At 63.1% G+C, this 21,318-nt stretch carries 16 protein-coding genes; 13 read left to right on the top strand and 3 right to left on the bottom strand.

What is annotated here, in order from left to right; all coding sequences use genetic code 11:
* The first annotated feature begins 61 nt into the window (after nt 1-61).
* The 11 genes from bioB to ACX0MV_RS17855 all read left to right on the top strand — a co-directional run bounded on the left by bioB (nt 62) and on the right by ACX0MV_RS17855 (nt 13,234).
* Nucleotides 62-1,117 carry a biotin synthase BioB gene (gene bioB, locus ACX0MV_RS17805; protein ID WP_458983857.1) on the top strand — a complete coding sequence of 352 codons (1,056 nt, stop codon included), beginning with the start codon at nt 62-64 and terminating at the stop codon, nt 1,115-1,117.
* 105 nt (nt 1,118-1,222) lie between these two features.
* Nucleotides 1,223-2,407 carry an 8-amino-7-oxononanoate synthase gene (gene bioF / locus ACX0MV_RS17810; protein ID WP_458983858.1) on the top strand — a complete coding sequence of 395 codons (1,185 nt, stop codon included), beginning with the start codon at nt 1,223-1,225 and terminating at the stop codon, nt 2,405-2,407.
* Entirely contained in the window at nt 2,400-3,131 is a 732-nt protein-coding gene (locus tag ACX0MV_RS17815; RefSeq protein ID WP_458983859.1) for an alpha/beta fold hydrolase, read from the top strand. Before bioF ends, ACX0MV_RS17815 begins: the two co-directional genes overlap by 8 nt.
* A gap of 81 nt (nt 3,132-3,212) precedes the next feature.
* Nucleotides 3,213-4,022 carry a malonyl-ACP O-methyltransferase BioC gene (gene bioC, locus ACX0MV_RS17820; RefSeq protein WP_458983860.1) on the top strand — a complete coding sequence of 270 codons (810 nt, stop codon included), beginning with the start codon at nt 3,213-3,215 and terminating at the stop codon, nt 4,020-4,022.
* The gene (gene bioD / locus ACX0MV_RS17825) at nt 4,019-4,702 is read left to right on the top strand and encodes a dethiobiotin synthase (protein WP_458983861.1); all 684 of its coding nucleotides are present in this window, start codon (nt 4,019-4,021) and stop codon (nt 4,700-4,702) included. Before bioC ends, bioD begins: the two co-directional genes overlap by 4 nt.
* Before the next feature lie 113 nt (nt 4,703-4,815).
* On the top strand, nt 4,816-5,115 hold the full coding sequence (locus ACX0MV_RS17830; RefSeq protein WP_458983862.1) for a hypothetical protein: 300 nt from the start codon (nt 4,816-4,818) through the stop codon (nt 5,113-5,115).
* 50 nt (nt 5,116-5,165) lie between these two features.
* Entirely contained in the window at nt 5,166-5,948 is a 783-nt protein-coding gene (locus tag ACX0MV_RS17835) for a putative metalloprotease CJM1_0395 family protein (RefSeq protein ID WP_458983863.1), read from the top strand.
* Between the two features lie 164 nt (nt 5,949-6,112).
* The gene (locus ACX0MV_RS17840; RefSeq protein WP_458983864.1) at nt 6,113-7,918 is read left to right on the top strand and encodes a phenylacyl-CoA dehydrogenase; all 1,806 of its coding nucleotides are present in this window, start codon (nt 6,113-6,115) and stop codon (nt 7,916-7,918) included.
* A 169-nt stretch (nt 7,919-8,087) separates the two neighbouring features.
* Complete coding sequence (locus tag ACX0MV_RS17845; protein ID WP_458983865.1) at nt 8,088-9,371, top strand: GGDEF domain-containing protein; 1,284 nt, start codon at nt 8,088-8,090, stop codon at nt 9,369-9,371.
* Nucleotides 9,372-9,487: 116 nt separating this feature from the next.
* Nucleotides 9,488-11,284: an acyl-CoA dehydrogenase C-terminal domain-containing protein gene (locus tag ACX0MV_RS17850; protein WP_458983866.1), complete on the top strand. Its 1,797-nt coding sequence runs from the start codon at nt 9,488-9,490 to the stop codon at nt 11,282-11,284.
* Nucleotides 11,285-11,455: 171 nt separating this feature from the next.
* A complete protein-coding gene (locus tag ACX0MV_RS17855; protein ID WP_458983867.1) occupies nt 11,456-13,234 on the top strand; it encodes an acyl-CoA dehydrogenase C-terminal domain-containing protein in 1,779 nt (592 codons plus the stop codon).
* 54 nt (nt 13,235-13,288) lie between these two features.
* Here the strand turns inward: ACX0MV_RS17855 and ACX0MV_RS17860 are convergent, their stop codons facing one another.
* The 3 genes from ACX0MV_RS17860 to ACX0MV_RS17870 all read right to left on the bottom strand — a co-directional run bounded on the left by ACX0MV_RS17860 (nt 13,289) and on the right by ACX0MV_RS17870 (nt 16,256).
* Entirely contained in the window at nt 13,289-13,948 is a 660-nt protein-coding gene (locus tag ACX0MV_RS17860) for an endonuclease I family protein (protein WP_458983868.1), read from the bottom strand.
* A gap of 345 nt (nt 13,949-14,293) precedes the next feature.
* Entirely contained in the window at nt 14,294-15,328 is a 1,035-nt protein-coding gene (locus tag ACX0MV_RS17865; RefSeq protein WP_458983869.1) for an AraC family transcriptional regulator ligand-binding domain-containing protein, read from the bottom strand.
* A 10-nt stretch (nt 15,329-15,338) separates the two neighbouring features.
* On the bottom strand, nt 15,339-16,256 hold the full coding sequence (locus ACX0MV_RS17870) for a GGDEF domain-containing protein (protein ID WP_458983870.1): 918 nt from the start codon (nt 16,254-16,256) through the stop codon (nt 15,339-15,341).
* A gap of 463 nt (nt 16,257-16,719) precedes the next feature.
* Here ACX0MV_RS17870 and ACX0MV_RS17875 point away from each other — a divergent pair, with 463 nt between their 5' ends.
* Both ACX0MV_RS17875 and ACX0MV_RS17880 read left to right on the top strand, forming a co-directional pair.
* Nucleotides 16,720-19,227, top strand: a complete 2,508-nt coding sequence (locus ACX0MV_RS17875) for a TonB-dependent receptor (RefSeq protein ID WP_458983871.1) — start codon at nt 16,720-16,722, stop codon at nt 19,225-19,227.
* Between the two features lie 72 nt (nt 19,228-19,299).
* A complete protein-coding gene (locus ACX0MV_RS17880; RefSeq protein ID WP_458983872.1) occupies nt 19,300-21,225 on the top strand; it encodes a phytase in 1,926 nt (641 codons plus the stop codon).
* Nucleotides 21,226-21,318 lie beyond the last annotated feature (93 nt).

Here is a 21,318-nt window from a genome sequence, read left to right on the forward strand (position 1 = left end):
CGAACATCCGTGTCACGCCTCTGACTGTAGCAAGGCGTCGCCAACAACAAGGAATAAAACCATGAGCGCTATCGCCGCCGCCCACTTGCGTCACGACTGGACTCTCGCCGAGGTCAAGGCGCTCTTTGAACAACCCTTCAACGACCTGCTGTTCCAGGCGCAGACCGTGCACCGCGCGCACTTTGACCAGAACCGCGTGCAGGTGTCGACGCTGCTGTCGATCAAGACCGGCGCCTGCCCGGAAGACTGCAAATACTGCCCGCAATCCGGCCACTACAACACCGGCCTGGAGAAGGAGAAACTCCTGGAGGTGCAGAAGGTGCTGGAAGCGGCCGCCGAGGCCAAGGCTATCGGCTCCACCCGGTTCTGCATGGGCGCTGCCTGGAAGCACCCGTCGGCCAAGGACATGCCCTACGTACTGAAGATGGTCGAAGGGGTCAAGGCCATGGGCCTGGAAACCTGCATGACCCTGGGCAAGCTGGATAAAGAGCAGACCGCTGCACTGGCTGCTGCCGGCCTGGACTACTACAACCACAACCTCGATACCTCGCCGGAGTTCTACGGCAACATCATCACCACCCGCACTTACGCCGATCGCCTGGAAACCTTGGCCTATGTGCGCGATGCGGGGATGAAGATTTGCTCCGGCGGTATCCTTGGCATGGGCGAATCGCTGGACGACCGCGCCGGCCTGCTGATTCAGCTGGCCAACCTGCCTGAGCATCCGGAGTCGGTGCCGATCAACATGCTGGTCAAGGTCAAAGGCACGCCGCTGGCCGACGAGCAGGACGTCGACCCGTTCGACTTCATCTGCATGCTCGCCGTGGCACGGATCATGATGCCGCAGTCTCATGTACGCCTTTCCGCCGGCCGCGAGGCGATGAACGAGCAGATGCAGGCCCTGGCGTTCTTCGCCGGCGCCAACTCGATCTTCTACGGCGAGAAACTGCTAACCACCGCCAACCCGCAAGCCAGCAAGGACATGCAGCTGTTCGCCCGCCTCGGCATCAAGCCCGAAGAGCGCGAAGAGCATGCCGACGAAGTGCACCAGGCGGCCATCGAGCAGGCGCTGGTCGAACAGCGCGACTCCAAGCTGTTCTATAACGCCGCGGTCTGAAGTCAGGCGGTGGATGAGCTTCGCGTCAGCTACGCGCCCCGATTCACCCGATGTAGTCCTTTGTAGGGTGGATAACCCGCTTGCGGTTATCCACCGGATCTTGCCATGAGCTTCGATCTTGCCTCTCGCCTCGCCGAGCGTCGCACCGCCAACCTCTATCGCCAACGCCCTTTGCTTGAATCGCCGCAGGGGCCGTTGGTGCAAGTTGATGGTCGCCAACTGCTGGCCTTCTGCTCCAACGACTACCTGGGCCTGGCCAATCATCCGCAAGTGATCAAGGCCTGGCGCGCTGGCGCGGAAAAATGGGGCGTCGGTGGCGGCGCCTCGCACCTGGTGATCGGTCACAGCACGCCGCATCACCAGCTGGAGGAGGCACTCGCTGAGTTCACCGGGCGGCCCCGGGTGCTGCTGTTTTCCACCGGCTATATGGCCAATCTGGGTGCGGTCACCGCGCTGGTCGGCCAGGGCGATACCGTACTGGAAGACCGCCTCAACCACGCATCCTTGCTGGACGCGGGCCTGCTTAGCGGGGCACGGTTCTCCCGTTACCTGCATAACGACGCCGTGAGCCTGGCCAACCGACTGCGCAAGGCCACTGGCAATACTCTGGTGGTGACCGACGGCGTGTTCAGCATGGATGGCGACCTTGCCGACCTGCCGGCGCTCTGTGCCGAAGCGCGGGTCAAGGGCGCCTGGGTGATGGTCGACGATGCCCATGGTTTCGGCCCGCTGGGCGCCACCGGCGGCGGCATAGTCGAGCATTTCGGTCTGGGCGCGGATGATGTGCAGGTATTGGTCGGCACCCTGGGCAAGGCCTTCGGCACTGCCGGCGCCTTTGTTGCCGGCAGTGAGGAGCTGATCGAGACCCTGGTGCAGTTCGCTCGGCCCTATATCTACACCACCAGCCAACCGCCGGCGCTGGCCTGCGCCACTCTGAAAAGCCTGGAACTGCTGCGTAGCGAGCACTGGCGGCGTGAGCATTTGAATGCCTTGATCAAGCGCTTCCGCGAAGGCGCCCAGGCGATTGGCCTGCAATTGATGGACAGCGCCACGCCGATCCAGCCGGTCCTGGTCGGCGACAGCGCTCGCGCCCTGCAGTTGTCGCAGCTGTTGCGTGAGCGCGGCTTGCTGGTTACCGCGATTCGTCCGCCAACCGTGCCTGCGGGTAGCGCGCGTTTGCGGGTGACGCTCTCGGCGGCCCATAGCCAGGCACAGGTGGATTTGCTGCTGGAGGCCCTGGCGGAGTGTTGGCCATTGCTGACTCTCGAAGGTGATGTCGTCCATGCGTGACCGGCTGGTTCTATTGCCCGGCTGGGGTCTAGGTACGGCGCCGCTCGAGCCGCTTGCGGCGGCCTTGCGTGGCCTCAATCCGCGACTGCATGTCGAGATCCAGCCACTGCCGTTACTCGACTCCAGCGACTCCGCCGACTGGCTCGGCGAGCTGGACGCCAATCTGGCGCAAGACGCCTGGCTTGGCGGCTGGTCCCTCGGTGGCATGCTCGCCGCCGAGCTGGCGGCGCGACGGGGCGAACATTGCGCCGGTCTGCTGACCTTGGGCAGCAACCTGTGCTTTGTTGCCGAAGCGGATTGGCCGAGCGCCATGGCCCCGGAGACCTTCTCCGCTTTTCGTCAGGGCTGCGCGACCGATGCGTCTGTCACGCTGAAACGCTTCGCCTTGCTCTGTGCCCAGGGCGCGAGCGACCCGCGCGGGCTGTCGCGGCAGCTGCAGGCGGCCGCTCCCGCGGTGGCGCCAGCTCATCTGCTGGCTGGTTTGGATCTGCTGGCTGCCCTGGATACCCGTGCGGCTGTGCAGGCCTTTGTCGGCCCGCAACTGCATCTGTTCGCCGGCCAGGATGCGCTGGTGCCTGCCGACGCAGCTCAGGCTCTGCTGGCGCTGCTGCCTGATGTTGAAATCGGCCTGGTCGACAATGCCAGCCACGCCTTCGCCCTTGAACGCCCCCACGAACTGGCCGCCGCGATCCAGGCGTTTCTGCACGAGGCCGGCGATGATTGACGCAACCCGTAGGGTGCGCTGTGCGCACCGCTTCAGTGGCCCCCATGGTGCGCACGGCGCACCCTATGTTGAGGGCAGCCTATGACTGAAGCCTTCCAGGCTGGCGGCCTGCCGGATAAGCGCCAGGTTGCCGCCTCGTTTTCCCGCGCCGCCGACTCCTACGACAGCGTCGCCGCGTTGCAGCGGGCGGTGGGTCATGAGCTGTTGGCGCGTCTGCCCGAGTCCTGCACGCCTGCGCGCTGGCTGGACCTGGGCTGCGGCACCGGCTATTTCAGCCGCGCTCTTGGCCGGCGTTTCGCCAGCGCCGAAGGCGTGGCCCTGGATATTGCCGAGGGCATGCTGCGCTATGCCCAACCGCTGGCGGGTGCGCAACACTTCGTTGCCGGCGATGCCGAACGCCTGCCGCTGCGCGATGAGTCATGCGACCTGCTGTTTTCCAGTCTGGCGCTGCAATGGTGCGCGGACTTTGCCGTGGTATTGGGCGAGGCCCGACGGTTGCTGCGGCCGGGCGGCGTATTGGCCTTTAGCAGCCTGTGCGTCGGCACCTTGCAGGAGTTGCGTGACAGCTGGCAGGCGGTGGATGGCTTCGTTCACGTCAACCGCTTTCGCCATTTCGAGGACTACCAGGGGCTGTGCGCCGCCAGCGGCTTGCAACTGCTGAGCCTGCAAACCCAACCGCAGGTTCTGCACTATCCGGATGTTCGCAGTCTCACCCATGAGCTCAAAGCCTTGGGCGCCCACAACCTCAACCCCGGTCGGCCCGGCGGCCTGACTGGGCGCGCGCGCATGCTGGCGCTGCTTGCCGCTTATGAGCAGTTCCGCCAACCGCAGGGGCTGCCGGCGACCTACCAGGTGGTTTACGGCGTACTGCGCAAGGAGCATCAAGCATGACTGCGGCTTATTTTGTCACCGGCACCGACACTGAAATCGGCAAGACCACGGTCGCTGCGGGCCTGCTGCATGCCGCACGTATGGCCGGGCTGTCCACCGCCGCGGCCAAGCCAGTGGCATCGGGTTGCCAACGCACCAGCGATGGTTTGCGCAACGACGACGCCCTGGCCCTGCTCGGTGAATGCACCCTGGCACTGCGCTATGAGGAGGTCAATCCACTGGCCTTCGAGCCGGCAATCGCCCCTCATCTGGCCGCCCGCGAAGCCGGTGTGTTGTTGGACGTTGAGGCGCTGCGCGGTCCGGTACAGGCCATTCTGGACAAGCGAGCGGATTTCACCCTGGTCGAAGGTGCCGGCGGTTGGCGGGTGCCATTGGCTGGGGAGGCAGCACTGTCCGATCTGGCGATTGCGCTCGACTTGCCGGTGATCCTGGTGGTCGGCGTTCGTCTGGGCTGTATCAATCAGGCGCTGCTGACGGCCGAGGCGATCGCCCGCGATGGCCTGGTATTGGCAGGCTGGGTGGCCAATCTGGTCGACCCGCAAATGAGCCGGCTGGAAGAAAACCTGGCAACACTTGCCGAACGGTTGCCTGTGCCATGCCTGGGGCGGGTGCCGCACTTGAGCCAGGCGACGCCAGGGGCTGTTGCGCCTTACCTGAAGCTAGCCGCACTTGGCCGCTGATTAAACGCTCAAGCGATATAAGAAGGCTTTTTGCCATAGCCTTTTGCTCGTACGTGTTTGCGGCAAACTCTGCTTCAATGACGTTACTGGCAATTGTGCAGTGGAGCTTCAATATGCAAATTTCAGGTAGTGCCTTCAATTCGGGTATCAGCACCATTCAATCGGGGCAGCGCCGCGTCGATCAGGCGGCAACGGATATCGCCCGTACCGCCTTGCCTGAGCCGCAGCAGCAGGTGCAAACCCCACCGCAAAATCAGGTCAATCAAGCGCCGCAGGCGGCCGCCGAAACAAGCCCGGATCTTGCCGAGAGTCTGGTTGCACTGCGAGTCGGACAGAACGAAGCGCAGGCCGGCGCTCGAGTCGTCGATACCGCCGATGAAGTGTTGGGCACCTTGATCGACGTCGAGGCCTGACGGCGTAGCACCTCGATCTACCGCGGCCGACGCGGGCAGGAGATACCAGCATGCAAATCGGCGGCGCCTCGTCTTATTTCGCGCCCACACCTTTCTCTGCCCAGGCCCGCGTTCCTTCCCCCAGCGCTTCACCCGAAACCTCGCCTGATCTGAGCCGCGCGGCACAAGCGCCGGCCACGCCTGCGCCATCGCTAGGCGATGAGCAGGCGCCTTCCGGGCGTGAGGAAGCGGATAAGAACGGCGAGCCGGCCGCGCAGGCTGACAAAGGCAAAGAGGCTGCCAGCAATCCCCAGGCGCAACGCCTCGAGCAGCTGGAAGTCGCCAAGCTGGTCAGGCTCGATCAGGAAGTGCGCACCCACGAGCAAGCGCATGCAGCTGTCGGCGGACGTTATGCCGGCGCGCCGAGTTATACCTACGCCACAGGTCCGGACGGCAAGCGCTATGCCGTTGGCGGTGAAGTGAGCATTGATTCCGGCGCCATACCCGGCAATCCCGAAGCGACATTGCGCAAGATGGAAGTCGTTCTGCGCGCCGCCCTGGCGCCAGCCGAGCCTTCTGCCCAGGACCTGCAGGTGGCCGCCCAGGCGCAGGCGCAGATGGTCCAGTCTCGCGCCGATCTGGCGGCGCAGCAGCGCACAGAAGTCACCGCAAGAGCCGAAAAGGCCAAGCCCGAAGATGAGCCGGGCGAGCCAGTAAAGTCGAATTCCGCAACGGAGTCCGCTGCGTCGCCGGCTTCGGCTCGGTCAACGTCGCAATCGCCTTCGGCGCTTGATCTGTATCGCCGTACAGGTGAGGCATCGCAGCCGACACCGCTGATCGACTTCGTTGCATAAGAAGTAACCAGCGACGCTTGACAAGGGATAGGCGTAAACGTATGTTTCAAACGCCTGTTTGATTGCTGCGCTGCAAAGCCAGCCAGCAGTTGCTCACAACTCCCAGTGCGACCGCATAGTCGGTCACCTAAACACCAAGAATTCCACCGCAGAGGTTAACCGCTATGCCTGATTACAAGGCCCCCTTGCGCGATATCCGTTTCGTACGCGACGAACTGCTCGGCTACGAAGCGCATTATCAGAGCCTGCCTGGCTGCCAAGACGCGACTCCGGACATGGTCAGCGCCATTCTCGAAGAAGGCGCCAAGTTCTGTGAACAGGTGCTGTCTCCGCTGAATCGTGTAGGTGACACCGAAGGTTGTACCTGGAGCGAGTCCGGCGTTAAGACGCCGACCGGCTTCAAAGAAGCCTACAAGCAGTTCGTCGAAGGCGGCTGGCCAAGCCTGGCGCACAACGTTGACCACGGCGGCCAAGGCCTGCCGGAGTCCCTGGGCCTGGCGATCAGCGAAATGGTCGGCACCTCGAACTGGTCGTGGGGCATGTACCCAGGCCTGTCGCACGGTGCGATGAACACCATCTCCGAGCACGGCACCGACGAGCAGAAGCACACCTACCTGACCAAGTTGGTATCCGGCGAGTGGACCGGCACCATGTGCCTGACCGAACCGCATTGCGGCACCGACTTGGGCATGCTGCGTACCAAGGCCGAGCCTCAGGCTGATGGCTCGTACAAGGTTTCCGGCACCAAGATCTTCATTTCCGCTGGCGAACACGACATGGCCGATAACATCGTCCACATCGTGCTGGCCCGCCTGCCCGACGCGCCACAAGGCACCAAAGGCATCTCGCTGTTCATCGTGCCGAAGTTCTCGGTCAATGCTGACGGTTCCGTCGGTGCGCGCAACGCGGTTTCCTGCGGCTCGCTCGAGCACAAGATGGGCATCCACGGCAACGCCACCTGCGTGATGAACTTCGACGGCGCTACCGGTTACCTGATCGGCCCGGCCAACAAAGGCCTGAACTGCATGTTCACCTTCATGAACACGGCCCGCCTGGGTACTGCTCTGCAAGGTCTGGCTCACGCCGAAATCGGCTTCCAGGGCGGCCTGAAGTACGCTCGCGAGCGTCTGCAGATGCGCTCCCTGACTGGCCCGAAAGAGCCGGAAAAAGCCGCTGACCCGATCATCGTCCACCCGGACGTGCGTCGCATGCTGCTGACCATGAAGGCCTTCGCCGAAGGCAACCGCGCGATGGTGTACTTCACCGCCAAGCAGGTTGATATCGTCAAGTACAGCCAGGACGAAGCTGAGAAGAAGCAAGCCGACGCGCTGCTGGCTTTCCTCACGCCGATCGCCAAGGCATTCATGACCGAAGTCGGCTTCGAAGCCGCCAACCACGGCATACAGATCTATGGTGGCCACGGCTTCATCGCCGAGTGGGGCATGGAGCAGAACGTTCGCGACAGCCGTATCTCCATGCTGTACGAAGGCACCACCGGTATCCAGGCCCTCGACCTGCTCGGTCGTAAAGTGCTGCAGACTCAAGGCGAAGCGCTGAAAGGCTTCACCAAGATCGTGCACAAGTTCTGCCAGGCCAACGAAGGCAACGACGCGGTCAAAGCGTTCGTCGAGCCGCTGGCCAAGCTGAACAAAGAGTGGGGCGAGCTGACCATGAAAGTGGGCATGGCCGCGATGAAAGACCGCGAAGAAGTCGGTGCCGCTTCGGTGGACTACCTGATGTACTCCGGCTACGTCTGCCTGGCCTACTTCTGGGCCGACATGGCGCGCCTGGCGGCCGAGAAAATCGCTGCCGGCACTGAAGACGAAGCTTTCTACAAGGCCAAGCTGCAGACTGCGCGCTTCTACTTCGCGCGCATCCTGCCGCGTACCCGTGCCCACGTAGACGCCATGCTGTCGGGTGCCAACAACCTGATGGATATGGCCGAAGAAGACTTCGCGCTGGGCTACTAAGCTCCCGCGTTTCGTCTGACGAAAACCGCTGTCCTCACCGGCAGCGGTTTTTTTTGCCCGCAATTCGTCGAGAAGTTCTCTGATTTGCGCCAATGCGCCGTGCTTAAGAACGCCTGCGCAGGCAAAATGCCAGCCTGCCGATTGCCCTCCTTGCGCTCTGGAGCTTCCCTTGTCGCGCCATGCTGCTGTGCGCTTCAGCCATTTTCTGCCTTCGTTGCTGCTGCTCGGCGGCGGGCTGATGGCTGCCAGGCTGGCGAGCCTCAACGAGTTTTTCACCTCGCTGTTCAATGTGCTGCCTACGCTGTTGCTCTTGCTGGGCGGGACTTTTTGCCTCGTTTATAGCCGGCAGCGCGAGCTGTTTCTGTTGCTGGTGCTGTACTTCGGCTATTTTCTGCTGGACACGCAGGTCGATCATTTTCGCCAGGCGGGCCAGGTGCGCGGTGACACGGCCCTGGTCTTTCACTTGTGCAGCCTGCTGTTGCCATTGCTTTATGGCCTGTATGCGGCCTGGCAGGAGCGCACGCACCTGCTGCAGGATCTGATCGCCCGGGCCGCTGTGCTGCTTGCGGTTGTCGCAGTCAGCGCGGCCCTGGCGCAGCGCTATCCCGAGGAGCTGTTGCGCTGGCTGGCGGTGATCCGTTGGCCGGCCCTGCGTGCCGGCTGGATGGAGCTGGTGCAACTGGCCTATCCGCTGTTCGTGCTCGGCTTCATCCTGCTGCTGATGCAATACCTGCGGGCGCCGCGGCCCTTGCATGCGGCGCAACTGGTGGGCCTGGCCGGGCTGTTCTGGCTGTTGCCGAATACCTTCGTGCTGCCCCACGCGCTGCACGTCATGAGCAGCATCATCATGCTGATTCTGGTCGCGGCGGTCGCCCACGAGGCCTATCAAATGGCGTTTCGCGACGAGCTGACCGGGCTGCCTGGCCGCCGCGCATTGAACGAGCGGTTGCAAAGGCTGGGTCGCAATTACGTGATCGCCATGGCGGACGTCGACCATTTCAAGAAATTCAACGACACCCACGGCCATGACGTAGGCGACCAGGTGCTGCGCCTGGTCGCCGGGCAACTGCGCAAGATCGGCGGTGGTGGCAAGGCCTACCGCTATGGCGGCGAGGAATTCACCCTGGTGTTTCCCGGTAAGACCCTGGAACAGTGCATGCCCCATCTGGAGGCCGTGCGCCAGGCAGTGGAAGCCTATCGGCTGCAGCTGCGCGACAAGACCAGCCGTCCCCAAGATGACAAGCAAGGCCGGCAGAAACGCAGTGGCACGAACGCCTCCCAGGCGTCGGTGACCGTCAGCCTGGGTGTGGCCGAGCGTGGCGCCGAGCAGCGCAGCCCGGAACAGGTCATCAAGGCTGCCGACCAGGCGCTCTACAACGCCAAGAGCGCGGGGCGTAACTGCATTCGCAGCCATGGCCAGCGGCGCGGTGCGGTCCGCTTGCCTGGCGCTTGACCAGGGCAGGTTATGGCGCTGCATTCAGCAGCCACAGGGTCATTGTTGCGATGACCTGAGACGTCGTAGCGTGGGCCATCGACCCGCGCCCCGTGCGCCTGCTGCCGGAGTAGATCATGCCCGAATACAAAGCCCCGCTGCGCGATATGCGCTTCCTGATCGACGACGTTTTCGATTTCCACGCCAGTTACGCTGCACTGGGTGCCACCGATGCGACGCCGGACATGGTCAACGCCATCCTCGAAGAAGGCGCCAAGTTCTGCGAGCAGGTGCTGGCGCCGCTGAACCGCTCCGGCGACGAGGAAGAGTGCCGGTTCGACAACGGCGTGGTGACGACGCCCAAGGGGTTCAAGGAAGCGTTCGCCCAGTACGTCGAGGGCGGCTGGAACGGCCTTGCGGCTGATCCGGCCTACGGTGGCCAGGGTCTGCCGCACTCGCTGGGTCTGCTGATCAGCGAAATGGTCGGCGCCAGCAACACCTCCTGGGGCATGTATCCGGGCCTGACCCATGGCGCCATGTCGGCCATCCATGCCCACGGCAGCGAAGACCAGAAGCAGACGTACCTGACCAAGCTCACCGAAGGTCGCTGGACCGGCACCATGTGCCTGACCGAGCCGCAATGCGGCACCGATCTGGGCATCATCAAGACCCGCGCGGTGCCCCAGGCCGACGGCAGTTACGCGATCAGCGGCACCAAGATCTTCATCTCGGCCGGCGAGCACGACATGAGCGAGAACATCGTTCACCTGGTGCTGGCCAAACTGCCGGATGCCCCGGCGGGCACCAAGGGCATTTCGCTGTTTATCGTGCCGAAATTCCTCCCGGCGGCGACTGGCGAAGCGGGCGAGCGCAACGGCGTCAGCTGTGGCTCGATCGAGCACAAGATGGGCATCAAGGCCTCGGCCACCTGCGTGATCAACTTCGACAGCGCCACGGGCTTTCTGATTGGTGAGGCCAACAAGGGCCTGAACTGCATGTTCACCATGATGAACCACGCCCGCCTGGGGACCGGCATGCAGGGCCTGTGCCTCGGTGAAACCAGCTTCCAGGGCGCGCTCAAGTACGCCAACGACCGGTTGCAGATGCGCGCGCTGAGCGGTCCGAAATCGCCGGACAAACCGGCCGATCCGATCATCGTGCACCCCGACGTGCGGCGCATGTTGCTGACCATGAAGGCCTTCAATGAAGGCAACCGGGCACTGGCCTATTTCTCCGCACAATTGCTCGACCAGGCGCACCGCAGCGCCAGCGCCGAACAGCGCGAGGAAGCGGAAAACCTGCTGGCGTTCCTGACGCCGATCTGCAAAGCCTTCATGACCGAGACCGGCCAGGAGGTGACCAACCACGGCATGCAGGTGTTCGGCGGCCACGGCTACATTCGCGAATGGGGCATGGAGCAACTGGTGCGGGATTGCCGCATCGCGCAGATCTATGAAGGCACCAACGGCATCCAGGCGCTGGACCTGCTCGGGCGCAAGGTGCTCGGCAGCCAGGGCAAGCTGCTACGCGGCTTCACCAAGATCGTCCACACGTTCTGCGCCGCCCAGACCGAACACCCGCAGCTCAAGGGGTATGTTGGGCAACTGTCGGCGCTGAACCAGCAGTGGGGCGAGCTGACCCAGAAACTTGGGATGGCGGCGATGAACAACCCCGACGAAGTCGGCGCGGCCTCGGTGGATTACCTGATGTATTCGGGCTACATCATCCTGGGCTACTTCTGGCTGCGGATGGCGGTGGTGGCCCAGACGAAGCTCGACGCCGGTGAAGGTGATGCAGCCTTCTATCAGGCCAAGCTGGCCACCTGCGCGTTCTACTTCAAACGCCTGCTGCCGCGGACCGGCATGCACCTCGCGGCGGCCGAGGCAGGAAGCGACTGCATGATGAGTCTACCGGCCGAGCATTTCGGCCTCTGACGAGCGGCAGATGTGCTGACAAGCCCGCCAATTGGCGGGCTTTTTCGTGGCTACGAGGCAAATCCATAACGTGGCCAATCGGTCACGACGCGACCCTATGTGTCTGAAAAGTTGTTCGGGTAAACTCCGGCGTCTCCTGTATTGCCCGTCGTTTCGTTCGAGGATTGCACCATGGCTGACTACAAAGCTCCCCTGCGCGATATGCGCTTCGTGCTCAATGAAGTGTTCGAAGTTTCCAAGCTGTGGGCCGAACTGCCAGCCCTTGCCGAGGTGGTGGATGAAGAAACCGCCAGTGCGATTCTCGAAGAAGCCGGCAAGATCACCGCAGGCGTAGTGGCGCCCCTCAACCGCAGCGGCGACGAAGAAGGCTGCTCCTGGAGCAACGGCGCGGTGACCACGCCGGCGGGCTTCCCCGAGGCGTACAAGAGCTATGCCGAAGGCGGCTGGGTCGGCGTCGGCGGTGACCCCTTGTTCGGTGGCATGGGCATGCCGAAAGTCATCTCCGCGCAGGTGGAAGAAATGGTCAACTCGGCCAACCTGTCGTTCGGCCTGTACCCGATGCTGACTGCCGGCGCCTGCCTGTCGATCAACGCCCACGCCAGCGAAGAACTGAAAGAAAAATACCTGCCGAACATGTACGCCGGCACCTGGGCCGGTTCCATGTGCCTGACCGAGCCCCATGCCGGTACCGATCTGGGCATCATCCGCACCAAGGCCGAACCCCAGGCCGACGGCAGCTACAAGGTCAGCGGTACCAAGATCTTCATCACCGGCGGCGAGCACGACCTGACCGAGAACATCATCCACCTGGTGCTGGCCAAGCTGCCCGATGCACCGGCCGGGCCCAAGGGCATTTCGCTGTTCCTGGTACCCAAGTTCATGGTCAACGCCGATGGCTCCCTGGGCGAGCACAACGCGCTGTCCTGCGGCTCGATCGAACACAAGATGGGCATCAAGGGCTCGGCGACCTGCGTGATGAACTTCGATGGCGCCACTGGCTGGATCGTCGATGCACCGAACAAAGGCCTGGCGGCAATGTTCACCATGATGAACTACGAGCGTCTGGGCGTTGGCATCCAGGGCCTGGCGACCGGCGAGCGCTCCTACCAGAGCGCCATCGAATATGCCCGCGAGCGCATCCAGAGCCGCGCGCCGACTGGCCCGCAGGCCAAGGACAAAGCCGCTGACCCAATCATCGTGCACCCGGACGTGCGCCGCATGCTGCTGACCATGAAGGCGCTGAACGAAGGCGGTCGTGCCTTCTCCAGCTACGTTGCCATGCAGCTCGACACCGCCAAGTTCAGCGAAGAACCCGCCACGCGCAAACGCGCCGAAGAGCTGGTCGCGCTGCTCACCCCGGTGGCCAAGGCGTTCCTCACCGACCTGGGCCTGGAGACCACCATCCACGGCCAGCAGATTTTCGGCGGCCACGGCTTCATTCGCGAGTGGGGTCAGGAGCAACTGGTTCGCGACTGCCGCATTACCCAGATCTACGAAGGCACCAACGGTATTCAGGCCCTCGACCTGGTCGGGCGCAAGGTGATTGGCAGCGGTGGCGCGTTCTACAAGCATTTCGCCGAAGAGATCAAAGCCTTCACCGACTCCGCCGATGCCTCGCTGGGCGAGTTCGTCGAGCCGCTGAAGGGCGCCATCAGCAACCTGGAGCAGATGACCGCGGACCTGCTGGAACGCGCCAAGAGCAACCCGAATGAAATCGGCGCAGCGTCGGTCGAGTACCTGCACGTGTTCGGCTACACCGCGTACGCCTACATGTGGGCACTGATGGCGAAAGCCGCGCTGGGCAAAGAGGCGCAGGACGATTTCTACGCCAGCAAGCTGGGCACCGCGCGTTTCTACTTCGCGCGCATTCTGCCGCGCATTCACTCGCTGAGTGCCTCGGTCAAAGCCGGCAGCGAAAGCCTGTACCTGCTGGATGCCGCGCAGTTCTAAGCGTCGATGACAGAAAAAACCCGCCTAACCGGCGGGTTTTTTTATGGCTGAGATTCAGTCGGCGATCAGCTTGTCGACCAGGGCGGGGTCGTCGATGAGGCGATTGCGCGTGCCCTGCAGTTGTTCGATCTTGTCGTTGCGGGCTTTTTCTTCCGCGTCGGGCGGATCGAGCTGGTGCCATTGCTTGAGCAACTGAGCCTGGCCGGTGATGGGCAGGTCGTATTCGATGTGCATGTAGAACATCGCCCTGGCGATATTGCCCTTGGCCGCATCACGCGGCTCGACTTTGCGAAACGCGCTTTTCAGCTCGCAGCCGATATCCGCGAACTTGTTCGGCGTGTCATCGGGCAGGTCGGCGAACTGGGCATTGCGTCTGGCCTGCTCGATCTGCTTCAGCGCGGGATATAGATTGTGCAGGTCGGCTTCGATGTAGGGATAACGCGGGTTCATGATGCTGCACTGGCGATCAGTGATGCAGCGCAGCGAGGCTTTCAACTGCTTGATGCTGTAGACCGCGCTGGCGGTCAACAGCTCACTGCTGCCGGTGAAGCCCTTGGCGCAATACAGCGACGTTCCGCCGTTGGCGTAGACGTCGCTCCACAGCAGGCGCTCGCTGGTTTCCAAGTCGGCAATCCGATCCTGGCCGTTGGCTGTGACGAATGGAGCAAGGAAGGCTGCGAGACAGCCGAAAACCGCGACGAGCGTGCGCTTCATAGGGCCCCGATGACCGCGTAGCAGAGGTCTGTTGTTTTTGTAGGACGAAGGCAGTGTAACAAGACTTCCGTCACAGATTATAGGTGGCGGCAGCGGTGATGGCATTTTGTACGCAATGGCTTACATGGCGCGCTGCCGATAGCCTCTATGGCAGCCACTGATGCACGCGTAGTCTTGCTTCCCAAGGACGTAGCGCAGGAAGCGCGATTCTCAATACGGATACGCTGGATTGCCGCCAGGAAGGCGAGCGGATCACGGATGTCAACACTCAGTCTGCAAAGGCCCCGCACCAGCGGGGTTTTCTTTTTGTGGCGCCAAAATTCTCACCACCCATCCGGCCGCTGGCTATTGCCCCAGCAGGTGGAGCAGTGCGCTCGGGGAAAAGCCGGTCCAGCGTTTGAACGAGCGGCGGAAGTTGGTGGTGTCCTGGAAGTGCAGATAGCCGGCGACTTCCTCGTTGCTGTAGCCCTTCACCTGATAGAGATAGAGCGCGACGTGCTTGCGCACCAAGTCGAGTTGTTCCTGAAAGTGTGTGCCGTGCTTTTGCAGCTTGCGCTTGAAGGTCGCCGGGCTCATGTCGAAGGCATGGGCCACCGAGTCGAGGTTCAGCGGCTCGCGGATATGCGCCTGCAGGTAGGCGTACAGGCGATCCAGCAGGCTGGCGCGAAAACCCAGCTCGGTCAGTTGCCGCTGGCTCTGCTGTTGCGCGACCTGGCCGGCAGTGGCCGACGCCATGGGCCATGGGCGGTGCAGGTAGTCGACGGCGATGCTCATCATGTCCAGCTGGCGCTCGAACTGCACCTCTTCGCCCAGGTTGACCCAGTACTGCTCGATATAACGCGGTTGCCCGTGACTGAAATGAAACCGCCAGGGCAGGCGTTCGCCAGACAGCCAGCGGCTGGTCGCGCTGACCGCTGTCATGCTCGCTTCCATCAGAAAGCGGCGTTGTTCGCCGCACCCGCAGGCATCCAGCCAATACAGATAGGCGCGTTGTTCATCAATCAACAGCCGTGGCGCGAGCAGCGGACTCAGCAACGCGCGCTGGCGAACCAGCAGTTCCAGCGCCTGGTGTAGGGTGCCGGCGTGGCGCAGGGCATGGCTGGAAGCATCGTAGTGCCCGGGCAGCAGGCGCTGGCCGAAGAGGAAGCTGGTGTCGTCGGCATTCAGCAGGCGGCGGCTGTTGTCGATCAGCTTGAGAAACTGCTGCGGGCTGATGCGCACCTGGCCGGCAAGGATGTCGTCATAGAACAGCCCGGTGCCGCGCAGCAGCCGGTGGGTATCGACCTCGCGACTGATCGCCAGATCGATCAGCGCCGCCGGCTGGTAATGCGCCGCGATAAAGCGGCTGTCGCATTCGTACCAAGGCGTTTTCACGGTCATGGTGGTGGCCTCAGGCGCACTTCGCGGCAGGCACGTGCTTGGCCCGCGCAAGCGCCAGATTGAGCCGTTGCAGCAGGCTTTCCGGGCTGTCCTGCAGGGCCATCACCACCGCCACGCTGGCGCGCAGGTGCAGGCGCTCGCCATGCTGGTCGCTCTTGTAGGCGAAATGCTGCACAGCGTCCTGCAGCTCGCGCGCCAGCTGGCCCGCCTGCTGCTCGCCAGTATTCGGCAGCAGGGCGACGAAGCGGTCACCGGCCAGCCGGCAGAGCAGATCCTGGCGGCGCAGGTTGAGCACCAGCAACTGCGTCAGCGCCTGCAGCAGCCGATCACCCTCGGCATGGCCGTACTGACGGTTGACCGCGCTGAAGCCATCCAGGTCGAGAATCACCAGCGACAGCGGTTGCCGCTCGCGCTGTGCCTCGTGCAGCGCCTGTTGCAGCTGCAGGCGCAGGTAATCAGCGCCGCCGAGCGGGGTGACCTTGTCGAACAGCCGATGCTCGCGGAACAACCGCTCGCGTTTCTCCATCTGCACGCTGATCGCCAGTTGCTCGCGGTGCCAGTGATAGATGCCCAGCGTCATCAGGACGAACCCCACCGGCATCGGCCCGGATTCCAGCCATTTGTCCCAGGTGATGCCCTCCGGCAGGTGGATGAGCTCGTCCACCGAATCCATCCACAGCGAGAGAAACAGGCAGGCCAGGCCGTAGAACAGCAGGTTGGTGACTTGCCCGGCAGGCCGACTTTTCAGCAGCAGGCAGGCCCACGTCAGCACCAGCAGCGCCGAACCGCCCTCGCCAATGATGTCGGTCCAGTGCCATTCCGCCAGGGGCTTCACGCTGCCTGCGATCAGGTGCGCGAGCAGGCCGAAGTGGGCCACCAGCAACAGCCCGGCGAGTTTCCAGGCATGAAATTTAAGCAGCGGCGGCATGAGCGCAATGCTCCATGAAGTGCGATAGGGCGCCAGCTGAACAGATGAATGTGACACTTTGGTTGCGCCGTCAGGAGGTCGTTTTAGCTCAGGGCAACGGCTGAACATTGACACGTCCGGCCCCGGAATGCCGGCCACCCGCGGCAATCTGCAACAGCGCCCAGACCGCAGTCGTGGCGTGGGCACTGGCAGGGGAGGTCGCTCCCGTCGGAGGGCTGAAGCCATACAAAAAAGGCCCTGTACGAGTAGGCCGAATGCAGCGCTTATCACCAACCCGTTCATCGACCACACCCTGATCTGCAGGTCATTTCGGCTCAAAGTGCCGGGAAAAGTCGGCGAAAAACCGCGATTCAGCGGCGCTCGCCGTGGCCTGTCACAGAACCGTCATCCACCCTATCTAGCGTCTGCTCCCCAGTAGCCCGGCCATCGGTGCCCGGCGGATTTCGCTCTTGGGAGGTAAGCAGTGAACATACGCAGAAGCACGGCCCGTCGTGCGGGTTTTCACATCAGCGCCCTGGCGTTGGCCATTGCTACAAGCGGCGCGGCGTTTGCCGCCGAGCCAGCCACCGAATACGTCGAGGTGGTCGGCCAAGCCGTCAGCATCGACAAGGCGCTTAAAGAACAACGCAGTTCCGACAACGTCGAGAGCGTGGTGCACGCCGACGGCATCGGCCAGTTGCCAGATGACAACGCCGCCGAAGCGCTGCAGCGTATTCCTGGCCTGTCGGTTGAGCGTGATCAGGGCGAAGGGCGTTTTGTCAGCGTGCGCGGCATCGGCCCGGATCTGAACAGCGTGACCATCAACGGCACCCTGGTGCCCTCGCCGGAAAGTGATCGCCGCGCGGTCGCTCTGGATGTCTTGCCCTCGGAGCTGGTGCAGTCGCTGACGGTGGTCAAATCCCTGACTCCGGACATGGACGCCAACTCCCTCGGTGGCACCGTGGAAGTGGAGAGCCTGTCGGCCTTTGATCACGAAGGACTGTTCTATACCGGCAGCGCCGAAGGCAGCTACGACGAGAACACCGAACAAACCAGCCCGAAGTTCTCCGGCGCGATTAGCGACCGTTTCAGTCTGGGCGACGGCATCGACAACTTCGGCGTGGCCGCAGCCTTGAGCTGGCAGGAACGCGACTTCGGTTCGGATAACGTCGAAACCGGCGGCGCCTGGGACTTCAGCGATGGCGCCCGGCTTGAGGAGCTGGAGCAGCGCGACTATGAAATCACCCGCGAACGCACGGGCTTTGGCCTGAACTTCGACTACAAGCCCGATGATCTCTCCAGCTATTACCTGCGCACCCTGTATAGCCGTTACAAGGACACGGAAACCCGCAATGCCGCAGGCGTCGAGTTTGCTGATACGCAGCTGCCTGGTGAGCGTGGCGACGCCGAAGGCTATCGCGAGCTGAAAAGCCGCGAGGAAACCCAGGAAGTACAGTCCTACGTACTCGGTGGCGAGCGCATGCTCGGCTTGTGGACTATCGGAGCCCAGGCTGGCTACAGCCGCTCCAGCGAAGACAGCCCGGAAGGTATTGCCGGCGCGACCTTCGAGGGCAACGACGACTTCACCGACGCAGGCTTTGGCGACACCAAGAAGCCGCGCCTGAGCATCGACTCGGCATTCTACGACCCCAGCAACTTCACCCTCGACAGCGTCGATTGGGAAAAGCAGAAGACCACCGATACCGAGCACAACATCAAGCTCGACCTGGCACGCGACTACGACCTCAGCGGTTATGCATCCCAGGTCAAATTCGGCGGCAAGCTCAGCCGCCGGGAAAAGGACAACGACCTGGAAGCCTGGAGCTATGAGGATTTGGACACCTTTGGCCTTACCGACGCTCAGCTCAACCTCAGTCAGTTCAGCAAGGGCTCAGTGGAGTACGGCCTCGGCCGCTTCGGTCCCGGTATCAGCGACAAGGCCATCGAGCGCCTGCTCGGCGGCTTGAACAAGGCCGACTTCTATAACGAAGAAGAGTCGCGGGTGAATGACTTCGAAATGAGCGAAGACATCAACGCCGCCTACCTGATGAACAGCCTCGACATCGACGACTGGCGCTTTATCGCCGGGGTTCGTTACGAGGGCACCGAGTTCGAGGCCAAGGGCAGCGGTATCCGCGATGGCGTCTTCGAAGACACCGAAAGCGATACGCGCTATGAGCACTGGTTGCCGGGCTTTCACGCGCGCTATCAGCTTAATGCCAGCACCCAGCTGCGCGCGGCCTGGACCAACACCGTGGTGCGGCCGACCTTTGGCCAACTGGCGCCAGGCTTCGTGATCGATGGCGACGAAGCCAGCTTCGGCAACCCGGAGCTTGATCCACTGGAGTCGATGAACCTCGACTTTGGCATCGAACACTACATGGGCCGTGCCGGCGTGGTGTCGGCGTTCGTGTTCTACAAAGACATCGATAGTTTCGTCTACAACACTGACCTGGCCGGCACCGGTGAGTGGGTCGGGTTCGACGAAGCGCTGAGCTTTGCCAATGGCGACAGCGCCGAGCTGTATGGCCTGGAGCTGGCCTACTCGCAGAAATTCGACTGGCTGCCTGCGCCCTGGAACGGTCTGCTGGTCGGCGCCAACGCTACCTTCAGCCGCTCCGATGCAAGCATCGAAGGGCAGGGCCTGAGCCGCGACATCGACCTGCCGAATCAGTCGGACACGGTCGGCAACCTGATGCTCGGCTGGGAGGACGACACGCTCAGCCTGCGCCTGTCCGCCAACTACAAGTCGGAGTACCTGGCCGAAGTTGCCGCCATTGATGATGAGGCCCATGACCTGTATGCCGATGAGCAGCTGTTCGTCGACTTCAGCGCCGGTTACTTCCTGACGCCTGCGCTGCAGCTGACCTTCCAGGCGCAGAACCTGACGGACGAGTCCTACTACGTCTACAGCGGTCGCCGCGACTTCAACGCTCAGTACGAAGAGTACGGCCCGACCTACAAGCTCGGCCTGACCTTCACCCATTTCTGACCTGTATGTCGGCTGGGTACGCCGCAGGCGTGCCCGGTTGGCTGCTGCATTTTTCAGCAAGGATTTGCCCGTATGCACCTTTCGTTTTTCAAGAAAAACCTGTTGCTCGCCAGCCTGATCGCCTTGAGCGCCTGCCAGAGCACGGTGACCGATAAACCCGCTGCAATCTTGAGCCTGCAGGCGCTTGCCAGCCCCAGCATGAAGTCGGTCGAGGCGGCGCAATGGCTGGCCAGCGACAGCTTCTGGCCAGGTGCCGAACGCCTGCAGAGCAGTGAGAAGCAGGGCCTGTTCGTGCTTGATGGCCAGGGCGCGACCCTGAGCCAACTGCCCGGTACTTTTGCCAGCGTCGATCACCGCGTTGGCCCGCGCGGTCTGCTGGTGGCGGCCCTGGATGTCGACCGTCAGCAGGCGATGCTGGTCAACCTGGCCAACCAACGCTGGGGCGAGCCGCTGTACCTGCCGCGCCCGGACTACAAGATCGATGGTCTGTGCCTGTACCGCGATGCAGCGAGCAACGCCTTTGTCTTTCTGGTCGGTGAGGAGGGGATCGGTGAGCAGTGGCTGGTCGCCCAGCACGAAGTGCCGCTGGCGACGCCCAAGCGTGTGCGTGGCATGAGCCTGCCGCCGGCCAGTGAGCACTGCCAGGTCGATGATCTGGTCGAGCGCCTGTATGTCAACGAGGAGGGCGTCGGCCTGTGGGCCTACGCTGCCCATGCCGAGGCCGATCTGGTACGCGAGCCGGTAGGCCTGGTGCAGCCGTTCGGTGATATCGGCAAGGCGCTCGCCGGTATGGCCGTGGTGCCGGGCGGAGTGCTGGCGCTGGACCCGGAAAGCAACAGCCTGCACCGCTATCGGCGGGGCGAAGAGGGCTGGCAGGCTCAGCCAGTATTGCCACTGGGCAAGCTGAACGAGCCGGAAGGCCTCAGCGTGCGCGCGGTTGCCGGCGGCCTGGAACTGCTGGTGCGCGATGACGACGGCCTGCAGCACGGCCAGCTGGCCTGGCAGGCGCAAGCCCCTGAGCCGCGAGCGGCGCTGCCGATTCTGCCGGTGCAGGTGCAGACCGACCCGGTTCCGAGTTTGGGCGATGCCGCCGATGACCCGGCGATCTGGGTACACCCGAGTGACCCGCGCAAGAGCCGCGTGTTGGGCACTGACAAACAGGGCGGCCTGCTGGCCTATGACCTCGCCGGCAAGCAGCTGCAGGACCTGCGCGTCGGGCGGATGAACAACGTCGATGTGCGTGCCGGCTTCGACCTCAATGGCCAGCTGGTTGACCTGGCCGTAGCCAGCAACCGTGACCAGAACAGCCTGCAGCTGTTCGCCATCGACCGCAGCAGCGGCGAGTTGCGCAACCTCGGCCAGCTGCCCACGCCGCTCAAGGACATCTACGGCCTATGCATGTTCAAGGATGCCGCCGGGGCGATTTATGCGATTCCCAATGCCAAGGACGGCACCTTTCTGCAGTACCGCCTGAGTGCGGACGCTGAGCGGATCAAGGGCGAGCTGGTGCGCCAGTTCAAGGTGGCAAGCCAGCCGGAAGCCTGCGTTGCCGATGACCGCAACCAGCGCCTGTTCGTCGGCGAAGAGGATGTCGCGGTCTGGACACTGGACGCTCGGGCCGATGCGTCGACCCGGCTTGAACAGGTGATTGCGTCCGGCAATGTGGTCCACGACGACATCGAGGGCCTGGCGATTTACCAGGGCGCGACACGCAACTACCTGGTGATTTCCAGCCAGGGCAATGACAGCTATGTGGTGCTTGATGCCACTGCGCCCTATGCCGTGCGCGGTGCGTTTCGCATCGGTTTGAACGCACAACAGGGCATTGATGGCGCCTCGGAAACCGATGGCCTGGACGTTACCTCGGCCAACCTCGGCGGCATCTGGAACGCCGGCATGCTGGTGGTGCAGGACGGTCGCAAGCGCATGCCCGAAGACCGGCAGAACTACAAATACCTGCCCTGGACCGCCGTGGCTAAAGCCCTCGGCCTGGAATAGCCACGCCCGCGACAAACGCGGCCGTCATCAATCGGCAACACAAACGTAATCGAATAGCGGCCGAGGGTTTTCCTCGGCGCGCGATGCAAGGAG

It is taken from the genome of Pseudomonas cistanchae (genome assembly GCF_054483635.1).